The sequence below is a fragment of the Pararobbsia alpina genome, from assembly GCF_902859895.1.
Lineage (GTDB): Bacteria > Pseudomonadota > Gammaproteobacteria > Burkholderiales > Burkholderiaceae > Pararobbsia > Pararobbsia alpina.
In genome coordinates, this window is the sequence record NZ_CADIKM010000025.1 from 46,802 (window position 1) to 69,291 (window position 22,490).

The 22,490-nt window shown below is 59.4% G+C and carries 17 protein-coding genes; 4 read left to right on the forward strand and 13 right to left on the reverse strand.

What is annotated here, in order from left to right; genetic code table 11:
* Both HV670_RS20635 and hutG read left to right on the forward strand, forming a co-directional pair.
* Entirely contained in the window at positions 1 to 1,884 is a 1,884-nt protein-coding gene (locus tag HV670_RS20635; protein ID WP_175106732.1) for an acyl-CoA synthetase, read from the forward strand.
* A gap of 138 nt (positions 1,885 to 2,022) precedes the next feature.
* Positions 2,023 to 2,817, forward strand: coding sequence for an N-formylglutamate deformylase (hutG, locus tag HV670_RS20640; protein ID WP_175106733.1), 795 nt, complete (start codon positions 2,023 to 2,025; stop codon positions 2,815 to 2,817).
* Between the two features lie 112 nt (positions 2,818 to 2,929).
* On the opposite strand, the gene HV670_RS20645 is transcribed toward hutG, so the two are convergent.
* The 6 genes from HV670_RS20645 to HV670_RS20670 all read right to left on the reverse strand — a co-directional run bounded on the left by HV670_RS20645 (position 2,930) and on the right by HV670_RS20670 (position 11,177).
* Complete coding sequence (locus tag HV670_RS20645) at positions 2,930 to 5,056, reverse strand: acyltransferase family protein (RefSeq protein ID WP_175106734.1); 2,127 nt, start codon at positions 5,054 to 5,056, stop codon at positions 2,930 to 2,932.
* A 568-nt stretch (positions 5,057 to 5,624) separates the two neighbouring features.
* A complete protein-coding gene (locus tag HV670_RS20650; RefSeq protein WP_217478474.1) occupies positions 5,625 to 6,809 on the reverse strand; it encodes an ABC transporter substrate-binding protein in 1,185 nt (394 codons plus the stop codon).
* Between the two features lie 3 nt (positions 6,810 to 6,812).
* Positions 6,813 to 7,799, reverse strand: coding sequence for an ABC transporter permease (locus tag HV670_RS20655; protein WP_175106735.1), 987 nt, complete (start codon positions 7,797 to 7,799; stop codon positions 6,813 to 6,815).
* On the reverse strand, positions 7,796 to 8,782 hold the full coding sequence (locus HV670_RS20660; RefSeq protein ID WP_175106736.1) for an ABC transporter permease: 987 nt from the start codon (positions 8,780 to 8,782) through the stop codon (positions 7,796 to 7,798). Before HV670_RS20660 ends, HV670_RS20655 begins: the two co-directional genes overlap by 4 nt.
* On the reverse strand, positions 8,779 to 10,260 hold the full coding sequence (locus tag HV670_RS20665) for a sugar ABC transporter ATP-binding protein (protein ID WP_217478475.1): 1,482 nt from the start codon (positions 10,258 to 10,260) through the stop codon (positions 8,779 to 8,781). The genes HV670_RS20660 and HV670_RS20665 overlap by 4 nt, the downstream gene beginning before the upstream one ends.
* Positions 10,261 to 10,292: 32 nt before the next feature.
* Positions 10,293 to 11,177 carry a sugar phosphate isomerase/epimerase family protein gene (locus HV670_RS20670; RefSeq protein WP_175106738.1) on the reverse strand — a complete coding sequence of 295 codons (885 nt, stop codon included), beginning with the start codon at positions 11,175 to 11,177 and terminating at the stop codon, positions 10,293 to 10,295.
* Between the two features lie 150 nt (positions 11,178 to 11,327).
* Here HV670_RS20670 and HV670_RS20675 point away from each other — a divergent pair, with 150 nt between their 5' ends.
* Positions 11,328 to 12,371 carry an AraC family transcriptional regulator gene (locus tag HV670_RS20675; protein ID WP_175106739.1) on the forward strand — a complete coding sequence of 348 codons (1,044 nt, stop codon included), beginning with the start codon at positions 11,328 to 11,330 and terminating at the stop codon, positions 12,369 to 12,371.
* Positions 12,372 to 12,452: 81 nt separating this feature from the next.
* Here HV670_RS20675 and HV670_RS20680 read toward each other — a convergent pair whose 3' ends face one another.
* The 4 genes from HV670_RS20680 to HV670_RS20695 form a co-directional block, all read right to left on the reverse strand.
* Positions 12,453 to 14,213 carry a ShlB/FhaC/HecB family hemolysin secretion/activation protein gene (locus HV670_RS20680; protein WP_175106740.1) on the reverse strand — a complete coding sequence of 587 codons (1,761 nt, stop codon included), beginning with the start codon at positions 14,211 to 14,213 and terminating at the stop codon, positions 12,453 to 12,455.
* A 314-nt stretch (positions 14,214 to 14,527) separates the two neighbouring features.
* The gene (locus HV670_RS20685) at positions 14,528 to 14,941 is read right to left on the reverse strand and encodes a hypothetical protein (RefSeq protein ID WP_175106741.1); all 414 of its coding nucleotides are present in this window, start codon (positions 14,939 to 14,941) and stop codon (positions 14,528 to 14,530) included.
* Positions 14,942 to 15,251: 310 nt separating this feature from the next.
* Positions 15,252 to 15,458, reverse strand: coding sequence for a CPCC family cysteine-rich protein (locus tag HV670_RS20690; protein WP_175106742.1), 207 nt, complete (start codon positions 15,456 to 15,458; stop codon positions 15,252 to 15,254).
* 540 nt (positions 15,459 to 15,998) lie between these two features.
* Positions 15,999 to 16,208 carry a DUF4926 domain-containing protein gene (locus tag HV670_RS20695; protein ID WP_175106743.1) on the reverse strand — a complete coding sequence of 70 codons (210 nt, stop codon included), beginning with the start codon at positions 16,206 to 16,208 and terminating at the stop codon, positions 15,999 to 16,001.
* A gap of 1,454 nt (positions 16,209 to 17,662) precedes the next feature.
* Between HV670_RS20695 and HV670_RS20700 the strand changes: the two genes are divergently transcribed.
* Complete coding sequence (locus HV670_RS20700; protein WP_175106744.1) at positions 17,663 to 17,848, forward strand: class II D-tagatose-bisphosphate aldolase non-catalytic subunit; 186 nt, start codon at positions 17,663 to 17,665, stop codon at positions 17,846 to 17,848.
* A gap of 572 nt (positions 17,849 to 18,420) precedes the next feature.
* Here the strand turns inward: HV670_RS20700 and HV670_RS20705 are convergent.
* The 3 genes from HV670_RS20705 to HV670_RS20715 all read right to left on the reverse strand — a co-directional run.
* Positions 18,421 to 18,570, reverse strand: a complete 150-nt coding sequence (locus HV670_RS20705; protein WP_175106745.1) for a hypothetical protein — start codon at positions 18,568 to 18,570, stop codon at positions 18,421 to 18,423.
* Complete coding sequence (locus HV670_RS20710; protein WP_175106746.1) at positions 18,567 to 18,857, reverse strand: hypothetical protein; 291 nt, start codon at positions 18,855 to 18,857, stop codon at positions 18,567 to 18,569. The genes HV670_RS20705 and HV670_RS20710 overlap by 4 nt, the downstream gene beginning before the upstream one ends.
* Positions 18,858 to 19,426: 569 nt before the next feature.
* A partial coding sequence (locus HV670_RS20715) for a hemagglutinin repeat-containing protein (RefSeq protein WP_175106747.1) occupies positions 19,427 to 22,490 on the reverse strand: 3,064 nt, incomplete at its 5' end.

A 22,490-nucleotide genomic window follows, 5' to 3' on the forward strand; every position in this document is an offset into this window, starting at 1 on the left:
ATGGTGCGTCCTCCTCTTCGCAACCAGGCCGACGTGGAGGCGCTGGAGCGCGTGCCGCTGGTGGAGCGCCTGGAGCGTCCGGTCTCGAGCTATGCGGCGATCGCGCGCCAGGCCGCGCGATCGCCGCATGCAACAGCCATCACCTTCGTGCCCACGGGTGACCCGGACGATGGCGAGCAGCGCTATGACTATGCGACGCTATTGACCCGTGTCACCCAGGCAGCCAATGCGTTGCACGGCCTGGGTGTCGAGCGGGGCGACGTCGTCTCGTACATGTTGCCCAATCTGCCCGAAACGCATTTCGCGCTTTGGGGCGCAGAGGCCGTGGGCATCGTGAACCCGATCAACCCCTTCCTTGAGGTCGATCATATCGTCGGTATCCTGAAAGCCGCAAGCACACGCGCGCTCGTGGCCCAGGGACGCCAGGCGACGTCGGGCGTGTGGGAGAAAGTCGAAGCGCTGCGTTCCCAGGTGCCGAGCCTCGCGACGGTTCTGCGTGTCGGCGGAGAAGGCGCCTGTCCCGACTGGGCGCAGGACTTCGACGCGCTGCTTGCGAAGCAACCGGTCGAGCCCGTGTTCCCGCTGCCCGCGGCGGATGGCAGTGACGTCGCTTCCTATTTTCATACGGGTGGTACGACTGGGACGCCGAAGCTTGCCCGCCGCACGCACTTCAATGAATCGGCCAACGCGTGGGCCGTCGCGTCCGCTCTCGACGTGGGTCCACAGGACACAGCGTTGTGCGGTCTGCCGCTGTTTCATTCGAATGCGATGATGGTGACCGGCTTGGCGCCGTTCAGCGTCGGGGCGCATGTCGTGTTGCTGTCCGAGAGCGGTTATCGCTCCGAGAGGACTCGCAAGTCGTTCTGGCGTTCGGTCCAGCGCTATCGGGCGACGCTGTTCAGCGCGGTGCCCACGGTGCTGTCCGCATTGCTGAGTGTGCCGCGCGACGGTGCGGACGTGGGGTCGCTGCGCTTCGCGATCTGTGGCGCCGCGCCGCTATCGCCCGAACTGTTTCAGCGCTTCGAGCAAGCGTCCGGTCTCAAACTGCTCGAAGGCTACGGCATGACCGAAGCCACGTGCGTGAGTTCGATCAATCCACGTGATGGCGATCGGCTGGCCGGTTCCATCGGCCTGCGTCTGCCTTATCAGGAAGTGAAGATCGTCGAGTTCCAGGGGCAGGGTGGCGGCATCATTCGCGAATGCGAGGTGGACGAGATCGGCATCGTGCTGCTACGTGGACCGTATGTGTTTTCGGGCTATGTCAAGGCGAGCGACAACAAAAGTGTTTGCCTCGAGGATGGCTGGCTCAACACGGGCGACCTGGGCCGCCGCGACGCCAAGGGCTATTTCTGGCTGACCGGTCGCGCCAAGGACCTGATCATCCGCGGCGGGCACAACATCGATCCCGCCGTGATCGAAGAAGGCATGATGCGGCATCCGGCGGTGGACATTGCCGCCGCCGTAGGCATACCCGATGGACATGCGGGCGAGCTGCCGATCGTCTATGTGACTCTGCGCGCCGGGGCAAGCACCAGCGCTGAGGAGCTGCTGGCGCACGCACGTAGCGTCATCACTGAACGTGCTGCCGTTCCGGTGCAGGTGCTCATTCTCGATGCGATGCCGCTGACGGCGGTCAGCAAGATTTTCAAACCCGCATTGCGGGAGAAAGCGATCGCGAAGGCACTGGTTGATACGGTCCGGCGCGTGTGTGGAGAGACGGTGAAAGTCGACGTCGAGGTCCGACCACATCCGAAGCTCGGGCTGGAATCCCACGTCAATGTGGTGCTTTCAGACATTGCGGATCGGAATCGGCTGATCGTGCAAACCGAAGCGGAACTCGGCCGCCTTTCCGTGCATTGGGTGACGAAGTGGTCGGTGGCGTGAATCACCTTGAGATCGTTTTGAACACAGATGATGACGCGCGGTGTGCTGGACAATGCGATTCAGCCGTTGCTGGCGCGGGCGCAGCCCGATCTGCCGGATGATGCCTTGCGCTAAAATGCATCAACTGGGGGCAATTCGATGAACGACCTGTACGGCTTGCAGCGAGGCGAGGCGCCCTTGCTGATTTCGATTCCGCATCTGGGCACACACATCCCGACCGATTTGCGCGACCGCTACTCGGATGTCGCGCTCACGCTAGTGGATACCGACTGGCATCTGGACCGCCTGTATGACTTTGCGGCGGAACTCGGCGCCACTGTGCTCGGCGCACGAATCTCGCGTTACGTGATCGACCTGAACCGGCCGCCGAACGATGAGAGCCTGTATCCGGGGCAGACCACCACGGGCCTGTGTCCACGCGAAACGTTCCGCGGCGAACCGGTGTACAGAAACGGCTGCGAGCCGGACGCCGCCGAAAAGCAAGGGCGCGTCGAGAAATACTGGCAGCCGTATCACGCTACGCTCACAGCGGAGTTGGCTCGTTTGAGAGAGCAGCACAAAAATGTGCTGCTATGGGAAGCGCATTCGATCGCGAGCGTTCTGCCGCGCCTCTTCGACAGCAAATTGCCGGATTTCAACCTGGGCACCCAGGACGGCCGCACGGCCGCGGCCGCGGTACAACATGCCGCAGAAAGCGCAGCCGCCGCGGGCGAATTCACGTGGGTTGCGAACGGCCGCTTCAAGGGTGGCTACATCACGAGGCACTTCGGCTCGCCGCAAGCCGGCATCCATGCGATCCAGCTCGAGATGTGTCAGTCGACGTACATGAACGAAGTATCCCCGTTCAACTATGACGAAGCGCGCGCGGCCAAGGTGCAGCCTGTCGTGCGACGCATGGTCGAAGCATCGTTGCACGCAGTTCAGGCGCTCTAGGGATACGCTGACCAATACGCATCGCCTTCAGCAAGCACGCATCGTGCAGCAGAAATCAATTGATCAGCGAATCCCTAGCCGTGCTGAGCGAGACGACGACCTCGTTGACGGCTCAGAGAAGACCGCAAGGCTCCGATGACTCTGATCGCACTGAGTTGGAACTCAGGCAGCGGTGATTGCCAGGCATCCCTTCAATCGTGTTCGCTGCGTGGCCCTCGGCTCGCTGGGCGCGGCCAGAACTGACATCGTGGCCCGGTTGGGAGTCTCGCAGACGTGGAAGAGCAACGGCGGTTGGGTTGGATCCGTGGGGCTTCACACGAGCTTCCTCGATTTCGCGTTCCGACAGCGTGATCGCGGCTCGCAATTGTGGCTCAATGTACCGAATGCCAGCCTTGCTCAAGTGGTCGGTGTCAAGAAACAGGGCCCGGTCATCCCTGACACTGAAGCATTCCTTCGCAGAACAAAGAGAACTGAATGGCTCAACTGTCATTACATCCCCGACAGTCAGCGACGGGGTGACAATCCGAGCAACCTCGTCGAGCAATTTGGCTTGCGATTCTCGTGACACAGTCATGTTGGGGACAGCCTTGGCCGCCTGAAACTCCTTTCGGGCCCACATATGAGGGACATCGCCAAGAGGGTCTGGGACGGCGCCGAGAACCACCATGCGCCCGTTCCGAGCAGCTAGGACCTGTGCGATCTTCTTGAGCACGGAGCCTTCATAGTCCGCGTCATAACGTTTCCAGTCTCCAGCCACCACCACAAGAGAGATCGATGGGGTTTGTTCGAAGTATTTGAAAACGAAGTTCGCGTATTTCTCGCACCCGGGAAAATAGTCCGCGCCGGACCCCTTGAACGCAGTTCCAATGAAGGGTGGGCATCCTCCCTCCGACGCCAAGATTCCGGAAATTCCGATGTCTTTTAGAATCGACGACACGGTGGGTTGCAAGCCACCAGCGAACGAGTCGCCCCAAAGCATCGCGACAGGCGGGCGATTGCCGTCGAGGGTGCCGAGCACACAAAATTCACCCGCCGAATGTTGCACTCCGTTGGCATCGCGCATGCACTCGGCCGCGCGTGGATTGGGCTCGTCGCGCGCTGCGATGGCGGGTTGAACATACACCGGCAGTCTTTGAGGCCATCCTTCAGTCCACGTGAGCACGCCAGAAAACACCAAACCCGCAGCAATAGTGCCGGCCAACCCGAATGCCAGGTGCCCGCTGCGTGCACGTCGACGAAGCGGTTGCTCAACGAGCGAATAGGAAGCCCAGCCGGCGACAATCGATGCGATAAGGAGAATGATGATGTCGACAGGTGTCGGCACGACTCCGGTACGCTCGCGAAACGCCACCATTAACGGCCAGTGCCATAGATAGACGGAATAGGAAATACTGCCAACAAACTGCAACGGCTGCAGGCCCAAAAGCCGAGCAATATAGCTTCGCTTTGTCACGACGATCAGCATCGTTCCTACCACCGGCAGCAGCGCGCGCCAGCCCGGATAGGGCATCGTCGAATCAAAGCCCGCAATACCACCGAGCAGAAGAATTGCACCGAGAGTGGCCAGGATGTTCGCGCGCGACACACGTAGTTCGCGAGCACCGCAAAGTGCAGCGATGGAGCCCGCCATGAATTCCCATGCTCGGCTCCACAGGAGGTAGAACGCCGCCGGCTGATTAGCGGGTGTGTGCCAAATGCACCAGATCAGAGACATAGCAGCGAGGACAAAAAATAGTCCTCCCCCCAGGAGCCTCGAAAGCCCACGACCCTTGGGCCAGAACACCCCACAGAGAACCGAGAAGATGAGGTAGAACTGCGATTCAACAGACAGCGACCATGTGTGCAGCAGAATGTTTTGTCGGGCATCCGGCGAGAAATATCCCGAATTGTCGACGAACGCGTAGTTCGAACGGATCAAAAGTGCCGATGTGGCGTCGCGAACGATGCGCTTATAATCGCCGGGCAAGTACGAGTAGGTTGCCCAGAACACGCAGGCACACAGCAACACGCAGAGAGCCGGGAAGATGCGGCGTAACCGATTCGAAAGAAAATTGATGGTTGAATAGCGCCCGGCTTCCAGTTCACCGCGCACGATGGTGGTCAAAAGATACCCAGAAACCACGAAGAAAACATCGACCCCTACAAATCCACCTTTGAAATAGGGAACGCCAAAGTGATAGAACACGACCGCCAATACCGCGATGGCACGCAGGCCGTTTATGTCTTTCCTGAATTCCAAACCCCAATTACCCCGTAGTTTGCCGCGCGCGATTAAAAATGACTCGCGCCAGACCAGTTTCTTTATTGATGTGTAACTAGTTATTATCTCACAAACGTCACTACGCGCACTCAAGGCGATTCACGGCCAGTCTGGATCTTTGCTCGCTTTCCACGAAGGTTAAAAATGAACGGCGATTGTTTGCACACATGTCTGTGCAAAACGGCCAATTGATGAGGTCCCGTCGCGTTTTGCATCTTCCTCATCGCGTACTCGGCACTTGCAAAGCTGCGTTGCTTCATGTCCGTACCGTTATGTACGCATCGATTTCAGCATGCATGCAACGTGTAGCAGAAATCAATTGATCAGCGAATCCCTAGTGGGAGTTCGTGCAAGCGGCGCTATTGACGCTGGGGAAGCGGCGAGACGAAAGGACAGACGGATGAGCAATTATGAGATGAGCGTTGCGATGCGTCGCAGCGCCGAGCCGAGGCCGGCTTCAATCGATGTCGGAACAATCGCACCGGCTTCCACCGGCGCGGCTCCCCGCTGACGCTGCACAATTGGCAAGTTGAAAGCGCCCTGCCTGCTATTGTTTCCCGTCCCAGCGTCCCGGATATCCTGGTAGATCCTGGCAGCCGCAGAGACTGTAGTGAAGCGGCGGCATGCGCTCATCGATGTATTTCGTCAACGTATCCTGGGTGATCGCCGGCTGCGGCAGGATCCATTCAGGTCCGGGAACCGGCTTTCCGTCAAGGACGTCGATCGCGCCGATGATCGCCGTACGCCACTGATAGGTTGGATAGGACGGAGCGATCGCAGTCAGCTTGTCTTTTTTCCATTGACGCAAGAAGTCCTGCTGGTCTTCACCGCTGATCACCGGATAGGGCAGGCCAGCGTCCTCGAAGGCCTCGAGCGCGGCAGTCGAAGTGTCGCCGGCATCCATCCAGATCGCATCGATCTTCTTGCCGCGATTGATGTAATCCTCAACGATCGCCTTTGTCTTGGCGCGGTCGCTTCCGGTGAATTCGGAACCGATGACGTTCAAGCCGGCCTCATCGAAAATCCGCTTGGCGGCTGAATAACGCGTCTCCAGTACATCGACCCCGGGCATGATGCGCAACGCCAGGACGTTATCGCCCTTCTTCAACTTGCTGGCGATGAATCTGCCGGAGGTGATGCCCCAGCCGTACCCACCCACTGGATGGATGTAGGTGATCGGACATTTTGTATTGACGCCTCGGTCGAACACGATGACTGGCAGCTTCGTACAGGCGGCCTCCACGGCAGGGGTCACTGCGGCGGTCGTATTCGGAGACACGATCAGAGCGTCGCATTTGCCGCCGCTGACCAGCGATTCGATGTCGGAGATCTGCTTGTCGTCCTTGCCTTCCGCGTCAACGACAATCAGTTGCTTGATACGGTCCTTGTGCAGCTCCGCCTCTGCCTGAAGGTTCTTCAGGCCAACGACGCGCCAGGGATTGAAGACGCCGGCGTTCGAAAAGCAAAGGGTGACCGGGCCATTCTTCTTGTACTTCGTCGTTTCGATCATGCTGCCGCCTAAATGCTGCGCCCAAGGCTGACCTTGCGGTCCCAGGGGTGTCGTCGACAATTCCGCCAGCTGTTTCTGGAACTGCGCGGTATCGTCGAACCCCTGTGCGTGAGTGGCGGCAGCGCATGCCAGTGCCAGCATCGCTGCGATAGTCGCTCTGAAATGCATGCTTCGTCTCCTTGTGCCGGTGAACCGGCGTTTTATCGCTTGGCCGTCCGGCAAGCGTCAGGTTTTCCGTCGGTCCCGCCAGGCACTCGCGCCGACTGCCGTAATCAGGATCAATCCCTGAATGCTGTCGCGCAACGCCTGTGGCAGGCCGGCGAGATTAAGCAGTGTAAAAAGGGTGAACAAACTGAGTGCACCGAAGAGCGCGCTCCAGATCGTGCCGCGCCCGCCCAGCAATTGGGCACCGCCCACGACGCAGGCGGCGATCGCCTGCAACTCGAACCCGTTGCCGGCATTCACGGAGACACCCGAAAACCCGCCAACGAGGATGCCGGCTGTCACCGCAGCGAGTGCCGAAACCACGAACGCGGTAATACGTGTGGCCGCAACCTGCATCCCGGCGAGTTCCGCCGCGCGCGCATTGTCGCCAACGGCGATCGCTCGCTTGCCATAGACCGTGCCGTGCAACCCCCAGCCGGCGATCATCATGAAAACGATGAGCACGATGACCGCGATCGGCAAGGTTCCGATCAGCCAGACATCGCGCGCGACGAAACGGCCAAGATCACGAAAATTGTCCGGCAGGTCACCACGCGCCGCACCGCCAGACCATGCAAGCGCCAGGCCCTTGATCAGCAGCATGGTGCCGAGCGTCGTGACAATCGACGGTACCTTCAGGAAGGCAACCACTATCCCGTTGACCAGGCCGATGGCAAGACCCATCAGGTAAAGCACGCCAATCATCGGCCAGGTCGCATTCGGATCACCGTTCACGAGAATCGAGGCGGCGAGGACAACGAGCGTGACGACGGCCCCCATCGAAAGATCGAAGCCTCCCGTCAGAATGACATAGAGTTGTCCGCTTGCCAGAATGATCAACGGCGCCGCGCGGCGCAGAAAGTTCATGAAGAGACCCGCTTGCAGATAGCTTGGCTGCAAGATCGCGATGCCGGCATAAAGCAGAAGAAAAATGACCAAACCGAAATTGATAGCGGGGATCGAGAAGACAGGCCGTCGCGACGGCGTGGCGTGCGGGATGAGTGTCATGCGACATGTTCCTTGTTGCCCACGGCGTGGACCGCGACCGCCGCAATCACGATGGCGCCGCGTAGCACTTGCTTGACGAAGGCATCCACGCCAAGCATGTTGAAGCTTGCGTCCAGGCTGGCAAAGAGCAGTACGCCGGCCATCGTTCCGGCCACTCCACCCTTGCCACCGGCGAGAATCGTGCCGCCGACAACGGTGACGGCGATCGATTCCAGATCGTAGATCCCGTCGCGCCCGACCCGAGGCGTACCGGACTGCAGTCGTGCAGCGAGATAGAGTCCGGTGATACCGGCGAACAGGCTGGCGATCAGATGCGCACTGAGCACGACGCGCTCGGTCCGTATTCCGGCCATGCGTGCGCCTTCAGGACTGCCGCCGACAGAATAAATGCGAGCACCAAAGACCGTGCCGGACAGTAGACGAGAAGCACCGATGGCAAGGATGGCCAGCAAGAAGACCGGATACGGAATATCGAAGAGGCTGCCATAGGCGAATGCCTCAAACTGCGGCGCAACGGAGCCCGGCATGGAGGAAAACCCGGTGGACAACACGCCCTGCATGACCAGGCCGGTACCGAGCGTCGCGATCAGCGAATTGATGCGTCCATAAGCCACCAACATGCCGTTCACCCATCCTGCAACGAGGCAAACGAGAAGGCAGACGACGATCGCTGGAACCATCATGCTCGACTCGCCATGCATGATGAAAGAAGCCAGCACCGCAACGACGCTGATCAAGGCCGCGACGGAGAGATCGATCGAACCGACGAGAATGACAAACGTCTGGCCCAGCCCTACAAGCCCGAGCGCCACCATGCGCTGCAACAGACCGGTCAGGCCGTTCAGGCTCAGTTGATTCACTTCCCCGGTCACGATCGCGGTGCAGGCATAGATGGCCAGGGAAATAAGAAGCAGGGCGGATGCAAAGGAGAACCGAAACGGTCGTCCGAAGCGCATCGCTCGTGGATAAGCTTCGATGGTCATGCGGCTGCGTCCTGCCGTTCGTGCATGCCAAGTCCCAGCGACAGGGCCACGACGGCCGCTTCACTGGAGCCTCGGGGTAGTTCTCCGGCGATTGCGCCCCGGTGCATGACGACGATGCGGTCGGATAGACCAATGATCTCTGGCAAATCCGAGGAGATGACCACGATACCGCGACCGGAGTCGACGAACTGGCGCATGGTTTCGTAAATGGCCGCCTTTGCGGCGATATCGATGCCGCGCGTCGGCTCGACGAAAACGAGCATGTCGGAAGCCTGGGCGAGCCAGCGGCTGATGATCGTCTTCTGTTGGTTACCGCCGGAAAGCGCGCCGACAGGCTGGCCAAAGTTCGCCGCGCGCACATCCATGGCGCGCAGTCCGTCATCGATTTTCCTGTATGCCAGCGCGCCGCGATCGGGGCGCGACAAGGACGCTGCCATTGCATGCAGGCTCAAAAGTGCATTGTCGCGAACCGATTGACGAAGCATGAGCCCTTCGCCTTTTCGGTCAGCAGGAACATAGCCCATGCCATGCGCCGCCGCCCGGCGCGGTGACAGAATCGTCACAGGCTTGCCGCGCAGCTTCATCGAGCCGGTCTTCAATGGCACGTCGCCGACGATCGCCTGGGCCAGTGCCGCCTTACCCGAATCCTCGAGACCCGCGACACCCAAAATCTCGCCGACACGGAGATGCAGATCGATGCCGTGCAACTGTGCATTCTCGCCATTCTCGATTGAAAACAGCGATTCGCGGGGTTCGACGACCGGCGGCTTCGGGTAGAAATGCTTCAGGTCCCGGCCAACCATGGCGGTGACGATCGAATTGACGTCCGCGCTGGCCTGCGGCCGAGTCCAGATCTTGCACCCGTCCTTCAGAACCGTCACCCGGTCGGCAATGGCCATGACTTCAGGCATGCGGTGGGAAATATAGACAATCGCTACACCGTCCTTTCGCAGGTTCTGGACGAGCTGCAGTAGAGATCGGGAATCTCGCTCATCGAGCGCCGCCGTTGGTTCGTCCATGACGACAACCCGGGCATCAAGTAGCAGTGCTTTGGCGATTTCAACCAGTTGCTGGCTCGCAATCGACAAGGTGGCGACGCGCTGATCCGGGTCTATGCGAGTGCCGAGCTGCGCCAGTAGCGTGGCCGTCCGTTGACGCATCTGCTGGCGGTCGAGGAAGCCTCTTCGCGACGGCTCGCGCCCCATGAAGATGTTCTCCGCAACGCTCCGGTGAGGCAGCAGGCTCAACTCCTGATGGATCACGGAAATGCCCGCCGCCTGCGCTTCAACGGGATGCGTAAAGCGCACCGGCTGATCACTGATGCGGATCTCTCCGGCATCGGGCCGATAGCCGCCGCCGAGGATCTTCATCAGCGTGGATTTGCCCGCGCCGTTTTCACCGCAGATCGCGTGGACCTCGCCCGCAAAACAATCGAAATCGACTTGGTCGAGGGCGACGACACCCCGAAAGGCCTTCACGATTCCCCTCATCTGAAGGACCGGCATGCCTGTCATTGCGAGGCCCCCGCCCGTGACACGGCCAGTCTTTCGCCGGCGGCATCCCATTGCTGCCGGACGAACGCTGCGCTGCGCGCGAAAAGCACATCGACGTCATCGAAGAGATCTCGCCACACTCTCGTGGCGCCAGCGAGTTCCGGCAGGGCGCGGCTGAATGACTCGACGGTCAGCCAACCGTCATAGCCGCAGCGGCGCAGCGCGTCGAAATGTGCCGGAAAGGGCACATGTCCGGTGCCAGGTATGCCTCGATCATTCTCGGAAACGTGAAAATGATTGATCTCCCGGTGGTAATGTTCGTAAGTCGCCGGCGCGTCCTTTTCCTCGATATTGGCGTGGAACGTATCGAACATATAGCCGTAGTTCGGATGGTCGACCTCACGGTAGATTGCCGATGCCGCAGCAATCGTCGACATCAGATAGCACTCGAAGCGGTTGATGGCTTCGGCGGAGATCCTGATGTCCGCGGGCTCGGCATATTCGGCGAGCGCACGCATCGCCTCAATGCACCGGCCGCGCTCCTCGGCAGTAGGCCCAAAGCCGCTAAAGACGCCCACGGGCGAATGGACCGGTCCGGCAATGATTTCTCCACCCATGGCATGCGTGCAGTCGACAATCCAGCGAAGGCGATCGCGAGCACGCGCGCGCGTCGCGGGATCGGCACTGATCGGATTGGCCTCGGGCGTTGCGACGGCGGCCGCGCCGGCGGATAGGCCGATGTCTCGCAGCACAGCGCCGAGCGCCGCATATCGCTCCGGTGTTCCGGAAAAGACGGGGACTTCGACACCGTCATAGCCCTGCGCTTTGAGGCGCTCGAGTTGAGGCGCATGCTCGACAGTGATGTCCGCTCCCAAAACGAGCAAATTGAATGCGATCTTCACCGAGTGCTCTCCCGAATTGTGACGAAGATGCCTCCGATGGCATCCTTCGCTGTCTCTTGTCGGACATTGCCAGATTTGGCTCGACGAAACGTGCACCTTCGAACGGTGGTAATTTTCTTAAGTGGTTTCCCTGGGCTGTGAGGCACACATATGCGTAACCCACCCGTCATCATCGCGACAGACAATCGCCGCCCTTCCGTCTTTCGGCAACCGGATTCGATGATGTATGCGGACAATTGCCGCGAGCTTCAGGCCGCGGCGTTGCGTGGTGAGACCGATCTGCACGCTTGGACGCGCGGCAGCTATCCGGGTCAATCCCTGGGGGACAAGCTGCCGGGTATCTGCACCGTCGGCTTCTGGGACGCGAAATACAAACAGAGCTGGGGCTTGAAACGGCATTGCAATGAAGGTTTCAAGATCGCCTATCTGGCCCGTGGCAATCTCAACCTCATTGTTGACGACAAGGTCTACGAGCTCGAACAAGGGCAGTTCATCGTCATCCGCCCCTGGCAGCTGCATTCGATCGGCAATCCGGTCGTGGGACCGAGCCGTCTGCTATGGATGATCCTCGATGCCGGCCTGCGTCGACCGAGCGAGCCCTTGCGCTGGCCTGGCTGGATGGTTTTTTCTGACAACGAAGGCGAGTCGCTTGGCTGCATGCTCACGCAGAATAACCAGCCGGTCTGGGATGGGGGCGCTGCGCTCTGCCGCGCGTTCGAAGCGATCCCCATGATCCTGCTTACCCGAACGCCAGAAGATGGCGAGACACGGTTGAAAGTGGCGATCAACGCGATTATGGTCGGCCTGCTTGATCGCATGCTTGAGCAGGCGCCGAAACTCGATCCTGACCTGTCGACTTCGCAGCACACAGTGGCGATTTTTCTGCGCCGCCTCGCCTTCGCGCTACGCGAGGACTGGACGCTGGAGTCGATGGCCAAGGAATGCGGTCTGTCGCGCACGCGTTTTTCGGAGTATTGCAAGCGCCTGACCAATATGACACCGCGGCAGTATCTCCAGCATCTGCGGCTTGAAGAAGCTTCGCGTCTGCTGAAGATGCCAGGGCGCAGCAGCATCACCCAGATTGCCTTCTCTTGTGGCTTCAATTCCAGTCAATATTTCTCGAACGCCTTTCGCAAGCGCTACGGCCACGCGCCGAATGCGGCGGGCTCAAGAAGCATGGAAGTATCGCTGTAGGCGTGTTGAGAATGCGTCTGTCTCGTCAGGCGATACCGAAGCGTCTTTCAAGGCGCGCATGCACATAGGCGGTCAGCGTCGTCAGAACTGTGCGGTGAGCTGGAAGCCGAACGTCACGCGCGCGGTAGGGAAACCTGAAGGCTTGTAGATCGGTGTCCCCAGGAACAGGTCATGGGCGAATCCGCCGAGACGTGTCGGGACACTGCCGCGAATACCGATGACGGCGCCTGCGAGTTGGGTTCCCTCCAGAAAAGCCGTGCTCGGCCCGAACACCTGCCCGTAGTCGATCCCCGCATACACCGTTTGTCCGGTCTGCCCGATGGGCATCTGTAACTCATTGCGCCAGTAGAAGCCGCGTTCGGCCGCGAGCATCGTTTCGCCGTCGAAGCCGCGCACGGTGTAGCGGCTGCCGATCGTCAGATCGTCGATGTAGAACAGGGTGTCGTTGGTAAGCTGGCCATGGAAGGTGGTCACATAGCGCAGGCTCTGCGTCGCGATCTGGAACGGCACCGACAGGTTCGCATCGAGCACCGCCATGTGAAAGCGGTAGGTCGGGCCGGTCGGGTAGGGGTCGGGTGTCGCACCGAATTCGTTGATGCCCTGGCGGTACGCGAGCGTGCCGTCGAGTTGCGCATTGCCGAAGTAGTGACGGTCAGTCAGTCCGGCTTCGATGAACGTGTTGTTACGTCGCTGCTGAGCAATCTCGGTGTCTTCGATGAAGCTCGCACCGAAACGCTTCGTGAGCCGCAACTGCAAGCCGAGCTGGTCGTTCTGACTGCGCCTGATCAACCGTTGCAACCTGAAGTCGACGGATTGTGAATTGCCGCTGGAGACGAAGGTCTGGTTCAGACCCGCGATCTGCTGGTAGTAGGTATTTGCATTGCCCGACAGGGTGGCGGTCCAGTAGCCCCACGGAATCGAGTACGAGCCGTTAAAGCCGTGCGAGCGGAGTTCCTTGTCGTCGAATTCCAGATCCTGATTCGCGCCGAGCGTGAGGATGTCATTCAGCCCGAGCGGGTTGTCGAGGCCGACGCCCAGGTTGCCCTGCAATTTGCCCGTGGCCCGCGTGCCGGAGTTGTCGACCGAGGTGACGATGGTCCACGGCTTGGTGCGTTTGAAGCTGACCACGAGATCGCTTTCGCCGGGCGTGTCGGTGGGCTCGATCTTCATGTCCACGTCCTGGCTGCTGACGCGCTTCATCTGCTCGAGCCCTTGCTCGAGGTCGCGTACGTTCAGCATGTCGCCGGCACGGGTCGGGAAAGCGGATTTCCAGGTGCCGCGCGTTGCCGGATCGGCGAAGCGCAACTGACGCACGATGCCGGGCACGAGGGCGAATCTCAGTGTGCCCGTCGACAGGTCTTGATCAGGTAGCAGCACGCGCGTGGTGATGAAGCCGCGACTCAGGATTGCCTGCTGCAATTCCTTCACGAGGGTATCGAGTCCCTGCTTGCCGACGCACTGGCCCTGGTAGTGATTGAGCCATTCGCGGGCGAATGTGAAGCGGTCGAGCGGCAGGGCAGACGCGCCCTGCGCGCGCACTGGATCGGAGAGAGTCGCAGGCACGTCGAGCGCGAACGACTGGATGCGAAAGCAGGGTTCCTCGACGGGCAGGTCGGGCCAGCTACCGGCCTCTGGGGTGCCCGAGCGCATGGCTGGCGCATTGACGGCCTGTGCGCGTTCCTGCGTCTGACGTTGCTGCTCGATGAGTTGCTGTTGTTGGGTCGCGCTGCGCGCTGCGTTGACGGTTTCGGGAGGCGTTGGTGATCTCTGTGCGCGGGCCTGGCCGATTGAGGCGATCTGTGCGGTGAAGATGGCCCCTGCTAGGAGGCTCGATGGTTTCATTGCTCTGGTCTTGGAATGCATTTTTGTTTTGTTACCAGACCGGTTCGTGCCGATCCTACGAATGATGATTCGTTATCCTGATCGGGTGCGTATGCCGCTAGCGGTTGAACGATGGTCCGTTGCGCGTTGGTGTACCGGACGGATTACCCGGGCACTTCGAGGAAAGGTGGTAGGGCACGCGTTCTTCCAGTCCGTGCCGCTCGATAGGCGGATTTCAATGGAGCAGATGCTGGCACTGCCGGTCGGGTATACGTCGTAGTCCCGCAGGACGCGTTGATGCGAGGCGCTGAAAAGCGCTCGCTGGGCGTATTACGTTACTCGAAGTTAAATCGCAAATCCTTGACGATCTGTTCATTTCCCCATTTGAACGAACACAAACGCGCAACTTCGATACCGATCGTCTCCGAGCCCGAAGTTTGTTTCTCGCTCACGGGAACACATCCACCCTGAATCGCCACCGTCGGTGTGCCTTGTTGCGACAACGGAAATTCGACTGCAGCATCCTCGGGGATCGTATGGGTCAATGACACGTTCTCGATGAAGTCGTCAGGTGCGACTAGGACTACGGCTTCGTCAACCGACAGCGTGTAGTAGTCGTGCTGGAACGGAGCCGAGGTGATGCAGACTCTTGCGGCATGCTTGCCGAGCGTTTGTGTCTGACATGTCGGGGCGCCGGCGAATACCGGGAGCGCGGTTAGAACGAGAGAGAGGGCGAGAAGGGTTTTCATCGGGAATGAGGCTGTGTCTAGTGGTGTTACAGACGATATCGAAAGCAGATGGGGAATTCTGTCAGAAGGTGTCAATCCGAGACGCTTAACAAAAGCTCAAAGTTGTTCGGAATCGTCTGGGCGTACCCACTTCCGATGCCCATTGTCGCTGCCCAGGCCGCCAGCGTCGCCAGGGCCGCCGTCAAACGACGCGTCATTGATCCATCATGGTCGCCTCGGACGCCTTCATTCATGTGTCGGCTTTAGCCATAGCCCCGTGAGTTGTCCGCTTGTTAGTGATTAAAAAATAAAAGTCTGAGAGCAACTCTTGTTAAGCATTCCCTGCCTGCCAATGTGTTCGGGCCTGATTCAAACTATTTGCATTAGCTCCTCCTGCAAATGCAGGATCAGCTGATTGCACGGGGTCGTCCTCCCAACCACAAACCTCGCAGATTTCGTAGTTCCCCAGTTCAAAAAGCATCAAGCTATTGCAGCAAGGGCACGGGTATAACCGATGATTCTTTCTCTTCTGCATCATTGTCTGTTCCAATAGTTCTCGCTGACGAGGGCGACCATTTTACGGAACTGACACGCCGGATGGCTTCTGATGCGGCCCAGAAGTCGTGAGGAAACAGCGAGTCCTCGGAAACCCCGACGGTCGACACGAGTTCGGACATCTCGATAAGGTGCTCCCTATGTACACACCACTTCATGGATGCTGGGAAGATGAGGTAGGCATTAGTGTTCGAAAGGGCGAATGCGTGTCCGAACACCTCGCCAGGCTCCTGGTTAAGTGCGGCAATGTATTCCGAAGCTGTCAGCAACTGAGTCCGGCAGCGGCCTTCGGTTCATGGCGCCATACAAATGCATGGAGGGGAGCAGGGAGAGCTGCGGCCGACGCCCGCACCGTCGATTCCACGCGGATCTAGACTGACGTGAAATCAGCAACGCGCATTGAGGATGGACAACTGGATTCCGGAACCAGCGATTGCTCGCCAACTTTTTGATCCCTCCTTCATCATGGCCTTGAACTCGTTCAGATCGAAGTGCCAATACGTCGTTAACTCGCAGCGCTGCCTCAACCTCGACTCCACACCAGTTCGACTTGATTTGGAAGTAAGGCAACAAGCGCGATGGTTCTTCCCTGGTCATCACAAAACTCCACTTCGTAGGCGAGGCACGGGCTGCGATGAATATCAACCACCGTTCCTTTCATGCCTGCTCGAAGTCCTTCTTGCGGGATTTCTTCAAGCAGGCCAGCCACGTCCGAGAGGTTCACGTTACTCATAATCCAGAGCCCAAATGAGTTTCGTGTTTCTTCTAACGAAACTCGTGGGGAAATAATGCGATCAGCTCGGAGTCTGAAACATCGGTGCTAGGTAGGTTACATAATTTGACCAGGACTACAGCCAGACTCTTATAAATTGCCTCGCAAGAGCCCATCATGCCGTGGGCTCCACGGTCAATCATGAGCTTTCCGGCGGTGACGGCGCCAAGTTCAGATCGCGCCATATCTATCCCCAATAAAACTGACCCGACATATTCTTCTGGAAGGCCTACACGTACTTCATCGACCCTTGATGCAAGACTATCGGTCAGAAAGCGTTCCAGACTGGACGATGTACAAACGTCAACAATTAGGTGATCTTGCCCATCCGGATCGAACTGCCCTCCGATCAGTCCATATATCGAGCGGGCACCTAGCGGGATAAACAGTTCAACCGCGAAAAGACGTGTTCCAACTTGCGAAGGGCCGCAGGCTGTAACTGTATGAGTCTCCGCGTGTCTGGATAGATAGGTTGCGTCCGGAAGGTCACCGATCCATATGCGTGCCCGTCGAAATCGCCCGAGGTCTAGAGTTTTCATGGTAGCGGTTTGAGGTCTGCGGCGGCTCTCCAAGCATTGTTAAACGAGGTGGGGTTAGCTTGAATAACCTACTAGCCAAGGTCTACAGAGGAAACGATAAGCAACGTCTCTCGACCACCGCGTTGACCAGGAAGTCGTGAAACACGGTTACTTCCGACAACAGTTGGCTCCTTTGCACGCGCGCCGTTAGAGGCTCATGGTCTGACGCCCGACCGTATACGAATTCGATCGTAATTGCGTCGCTGACTCGCAATGACTGCACTCTCTTCTTCAACGCATCAGCTATTACCTCGACTACTGGCGTGGCAGCTTCGTCTTCCTCGTATTGGTCGAACATCGTTCCGCATTTTGAGTTTATGTCTGCCCAGAATCTTGTCGCGAACAGCCATTCGGACAGCGCCCCTGACAAGCGAAGGGAAGGCTGGTCCTCTGCCGGGTCTGAAGGAACTGTCGATATCTGGGACTCTTGCATCTTCATAGCGTAGAGGTCTTATTTAACTGGATCGGTGTTGTTGAAGTGGGTCAGCCCGTTTCTCACGCCTGACGGAACCCCCGTTTGCGTCGTTTTGTTTGGACCGAGGAGTGGCACATTGTTCGGAATCGGACTACCCCCTTGATCCAAGTACTCTCCCGTCGCATTCTGCACACGATAGTAGTTTCCAGCGTTGTCGTACACCTCTGACGCACCAGTGGTCGGATTCGTGTAAATCGTTTTCCCCGATGCCGTGTACGTCACCTTGGCACTTTGTCCAGCGATATTTTGCACGGTTTGACCCAACGAACCATCGGACTGGGCGTTGTCCTTCGCCCATTGCCGCTCATCCGGATGGAGCTATCGGTTGAAGCGATCAACACTGTAGGCCGAGAACCGCCCACATGGCGGCGCAAAAGCTCATCAGTAACTTGGCGAACCTCACCATTTCCGAAAACCTGCTCAGACACTACCTACCGGTACAATACTTGCTGTTCAGGCGCGGGCTGATCGATGCGTCGCCGATGAGCCTCGTGCAGAGCGAGATTCGTGAAGTGATCGGGGGGTATGGCGCTGCGTGCAGGGCTTGAGGTGCATTTCGTTCGGACCGGGTTGAAAACGGCGATGAGACACACCCGCCGGATTCGCTCATCCGGATGAAGTTGGCGGCTGAAGCGGTCGAAATACGAAATCTGAACCTGCCATGTGACCCGAGCCCTCTAGGGCGTGCGAATCTTGAGCATGGGCCTGGCCGTCACACGGGTCGAGGCGGCCAGAGGACGGGTGAGGCCGGCTCAGTTGATCGCCGCTTCCAACCGGTGCGCTTGCGCGCCCGGCGCTCACACTTGCACCGTCGATCCTACGCGGGCCCAAGCTACCGTGGAAACGGGAAGGCTTGCATTGCCGGAAGTCCTGGATCAACAAACTCGCTAGCCTTTTTGCGATTCGGTCTGTATGAAGTTCATTCCCATCAAGCCCCATATGCTCGGATTCGATCCACTGAAGATGCCGGTAAATCTTCTCCGTTGTTTGTCCCTCACGCAGCATCGTGCAAATTCCTAGCACATAGGAATCGTACTCATCCTGAGCTTCAGGCACATCCCGTATGCCAATAGGATCCCACTCCTAAAGCAGGATTCTTTGCACCGCAACTTCGAGGGCGTTAGTCGGCGAAATCATTGGCCTGGTGCTCCCAGCTGAAATGCTGCTCCGACCACCGCTGCACCGGTTCCCGCCAACATCGCACCACCACCCGCAGCTGCTTCACCGGCTGCAATACCCAAGTGGCCGAGCTGGTGTTTTCGTATTTCACAGCTTTTTCGTAACGACATAGGCTGCTCCAAGTTCCTCCTGCAAACGTTGCGCTAGCACCTCGCCTTCCTGTCGGAACTCACTGGCCGCCTGCTCGCTCTCGAAGCACGAACTGGCTGGATCATTCATATTGAGCGTTGCATCGAACTTTGCGGCCCAGGTCATCAGTCCTTGTCTCAGCGACGGCGAAATTTGCAGTCCTTTAGGATCAATGTTCCCTACGACTCCTAGGGATGCTTCCCAAAGAGGGAAGCACTGATAATCAGCCATCAGCTTAATCGTCCTCATTTGACGCTCCCCGCAGGAATAGCCCCGACGACAGAACCGTTGCTCCCAATGGTCACCGCGACCCGCTGAGGCTGACCATTGACCGCGGTTTGATAGAGCGGCCGTCCTGTTCCACGGCCTTGGTAGCTAGCCACTCCCCCGGCAGCGCCAGTTGATCAGGCATCAGCGACTCATCCGCGTTTCCATAGCCTATCCTGCAATATCGGGGAAATCGTGTGGTTGGGGGGACTCAAGTTTCTCGATTACTCGCATGAACGTCTTTTCCGCTTCAGAGTCCGCATCATGAAAGCGATCCCAGAAATCTCCCCCGAACCCGCTCGGTTCCACGCTATAGCAGCCGCCACCGAAATCAAAGAGACACCAATCGCTAGGGATTGCAGGGTCAACAACATCGAAGCATTGAAGCTCCACTAAAACCGGTGTCCTATCAGAGTCGCGCTGAACGGTGATCATTATTGGACGATCGTCGGACTGGAAGCGAACGCCGAGAACCAAGTACGTCTTTCCCAAAGTAAAGCTGGGATCGGTTCCTGGGCCTTCGTACGCACGCGCTCTTGTATATCGTACCTTCATGGTTTAACCACACCTTTCACCTTAAAGTCAGGGGTGACGTAATCGATCTTGCCCGTGACTGAGTTCATGTAGTAGTGAATCTGCATTGATTGCCCATTGGAAGTGTCCATCGATTGCGTCGTGTATTTGCCCCAATCGGCAATTTTTGACCCATCGCTTGTGAGTTCGCTAACAACAGCAAGGTTGTTAATCTTGCCGCCAGCGAGAGCAATCGGTTGAGAATTTTGAATCGCCTGCGGCGTAAGCTGACCGTTCGCATCAAGGATACCTGCTTCTTGAAAGCTCAACTGGGTACGTAACTGGGCCGCGGTTGTCATGTCGGCAGCGCTCCCGGCGGCTGCACTGTTTGTGGCTCCGCGCGCCGTACCAACTTTATCAGCGGCCTTGCCCGCCCCTGCCACAGCACCTGTCACCGCCGCGCCGGTGCCAGCTGGCACCGCCCCGCCCGCTGCGATCTCGCCGATGGCGATACCCGCATGATTGGCACACAGCACTGGGTTGATCACGCACGCTTCGATGGCGGCCGCCGTGCCCGCCACAACCGCGGGAGCGGCCGCGAGCCCGCCAGTGATCACGCCAGCCGTCACAAGTCCGACTGTCGGATTGGCCACCGCCCCCGGTAGCGCCCGTTGCTCAGGTGTCAACGACCCATTCGCGTTTCCATAGAGCAACGGATTTTTGTATTCCGCTGGTGTTGCCGTGAAGAGGTTCCCGGCATATTGCGTGATGTACTGTGCCGCCGTCGCATCGTAGCCCGGGCCGCTCGCGGCCGCCTGGTCGACACGGATGTAGCCGTTGGCCAGCAAGATCTGTTGCGCCTGATCCGAAGTGATCGACCGGCCGGTCTTGCCTTCGTAGAACTGTGCAAACGTCTTGGCGTTGTCCTTCGCCCATTGCCGCTCATCCGGATGAAGTTGCCGGTTGAAGCGGTCGACGTTGTAGGCCGAGAGCGCGCCCACTTCACCGCCGACGGCTGCCCCCGCACCCGTCGCGATCACGTTCGCCACGATATTGCCGAGTGCCGTGTCGATCGTGGCGTTGCCGGCTGGACTGGCGTCCGCGATCGCGCCACTCAGCTCGTTCAGCTTGCCCGCCGCGAGCGACGACGCTATACCCGCGCCTGCCGCTCCCGCCGCACCCTCCATTGCACTGCCGAGCCCGGTCACCAGCGCCGCACCCGCCGCCTGCATCATGGCGCGATTCGCACCGCCTTCCTTCCATGCGTCAACGCCCGCCGTGTCGCCCGCGGCCTTGGCTTCGTTCATCTTCGATTCGGCATAGTCGCCAATGCGACGTGACACGGCTTCGCCCGCCGCGCTCGCCGCCGCCATCAAGTCAGCCTGATTGTTCAGCAGGGTATTCACGTCCGGCGTTTTCGCGACCGTCCCGTTCGCGTTCGACGTATCACGGTTCAGGCTTGCCACGTCCTGCGTCTGGTGCGCCGGATCCGTCACGTTGATCGTGCCTGCGCTGACGCCGCTTTGCGTCATCGCGCTGTCGCGGCCGCTGTCGTTCTGGCTGAGCATCGGTGCAGCGCCGCCGGCGTTCGTCCCGGACGACGCGCCGTGCGTGCGGTAGTTTGCGCCACCGTCACCCGTCGTTGCCCCCGCGCTGAAGCCACCACTTTTCGCGTCGTAGCTCGAACTGTTTGCAATATCGGAGAAGGACAGCGTTCCCGTCGAAAGCGTGTTCCTCGACGCGTTCGCCTCGCTCGCGATGGTGGCCCCTTTCAGGTCCGTGTTGCCCTGGACGTTGATATCGAACCCACCTGAGCCGGCGTGAATCCCGGCCTGCTCATTGACGCCCGCATAGCTGTCGTTCGCGTTGCCGCTCGTGCGGCTAAAGCTCGCGCTGCCACCGCCCTGACTGATGCTGAAGCCTCCGCCCGAGCTTTCCTGATCGGCATGGCTGGTCGCCGTGTCCTGCACGCTCGCGATGGTCAGGTTGCCGCCTATGTCGGCCGTGACCTGTCCGCCGCTCAGGTGCGCGCCGATGAGGTTCGTGTCATCTCCCGAGACAATCTGTACGCTGTTCGCGCCCTTGACGTGCGTGTCATTCTGCATCGCCGCGTCGCTACTGTCACCGCCGTGCGCCTTCGATCCCGACGCCGATACACCCAAGCCCTGCGTGCCATACGACACACCGACGCTCGCGCTACTCGACTGGTTGGTGCTGCGCGTCGAATCGGTATCCGTCGTGTTGAGCAGATTGACCTGATTGCTGGCCGAAAGCAGCACGTCGTTAGCCTTGACGTGTGAGCCCGCAATCGTCACATTACCGCTGGCTGCGCCGTTGCTCGATGTACCGTGACCCGCTGCGCCATGACCCGATGCACCCTGAGCCGTGGCCACGAACGCGGCCGTGCCACCCGCTGTGACCGATGAGCCCTTGTTTGTGGTCGAATCTTCGGAGAACGTGCTTTTGCTGTGGCTGCTGCCGTAGCTCAGCTCGAGCTTCACTTCAGGGGGTTGTCCGTTCGTCAGGGCGCCAGCCGCGGCGGCGCCCGTACCGACCATATCGACCGCGCCGCTGGCTGCGGCCATCCCATGCAGTGCCGCCGCGCGGCTGTCCTGACTGCGGCTTGCCGCGTGCGCCTGGTCTACCGTGTTCGACAGCGCGTCAAGGACAGGGGCTTTCAGCGCGAGCGTGAAGCCGCTCTGCTTCACCTCATGCGTCTCGTCGTGGTGCATCGTGTCGGTCGCCGCATCGATCGTCACGTTCGCGCCCGTGCCGCTCACGTCTTTCGCCGCGATCAGGTCGCTACCGCTCACGTGCAGGTGATCGCCCGCCGCGATGTTCAGGTTGCCGTTCAGCGAGCCGATCGTGCTGCCGATGTGCGTCACCTGCGAGGTGTTCGACCTGTCGGCTTGCGTCTTGCTCCCCACTGAAATGCCGATCCCGCCGCTCGTACCCCAACCCGATTCGTGTTTCTGATAGTCGCTCGACGTAGTTTGCGTATCCTGCGAGGTCGTGATCTTGACGTTGCCGTCTGCCGCGAGCTTCACGTCGTGGGTGCCGACGACCGTGGCGCCCCGGACCGTCAGATCCCGATCGGCGCGG

What these genes read in the sequence shown, in the direction of transcription:
- HV670_RS20635 (WP_175106732.1), top strand. Translation starts at nt 1, where the DNA reads ATGGTGCGTCCTCCTCTTCGCAACCAGGCCGACGTGGAGGCGCTGGAG.
- hutG (WP_175106733.1), top strand. Translation starts at nt 2,023, where the DNA reads ATGAACGACCTGTACGGCTTGCAGCGAGGCGAGGCGCCCTTGCTGATT.
- HV670_RS20655 (WP_175106735.1), bottom strand. Translation starts at nt 7,799, where the DNA reads ATGACACTCATCCCGCACGCCACGCCGTCGCGACGGCCTGTCTTCTCG.
- HV670_RS20660 (WP_175106736.1), bottom strand. Translation starts at nt 8,782, where the DNA reads ATGACCATCGAAGCTTATCCACGAGCGATGCGCTTCGGACGACCGTTT.
- HV670_RS20675 (WP_175106739.1), top strand. Translation starts at nt 11,328, where the DNA reads ATGCGTAACCCACCCGTCATCATCGCGACAGACAATCGCCGCCCTTCC.
- HV670_RS20680 (WP_175106740.1), bottom strand. Translation starts at nt 14,213, where the DNA reads ATGAAACCATCGAGCCTCCTAGCAGGGGCCATCTTCACCGCACAGATC.
- HV670_RS20685 (WP_175106741.1), bottom strand. Translation starts at nt 14,941, where the DNA reads ATGAAAACCCTTCTCGCCCTCTCTCTCGTTCTAACCGCGCTCCCGGTA.
- HV670_RS20690 (WP_175106742.1), bottom strand. Translation starts at nt 15,458, where the DNA reads ATGATGCAGAAGAGAAAGAATCATCGGTTATACCCGTGCCCTTGCTGC.
- HV670_RS20695 (WP_175106743.1), bottom strand. Translation starts at nt 16,208, where the DNA reads ATGAGTAACGTGAACCTCTCGGACGTGGCTGGCCTGCTTGAAGAAATC.
- HV670_RS20700 (WP_175106744.1), top strand. Translation starts at nt 17,663, where the DNA reads ATGGCGGCGCAAAAGCTCATCAGTAACTTGGCGAACCTCACCATTTCC.
- HV670_RS20710 (WP_175106746.1), bottom strand. Translation starts at nt 18,857, where the DNA reads ATGAGGACGATTAAGCTGATGGCTGATTATCAGTGCTTCCCTCTTTGG.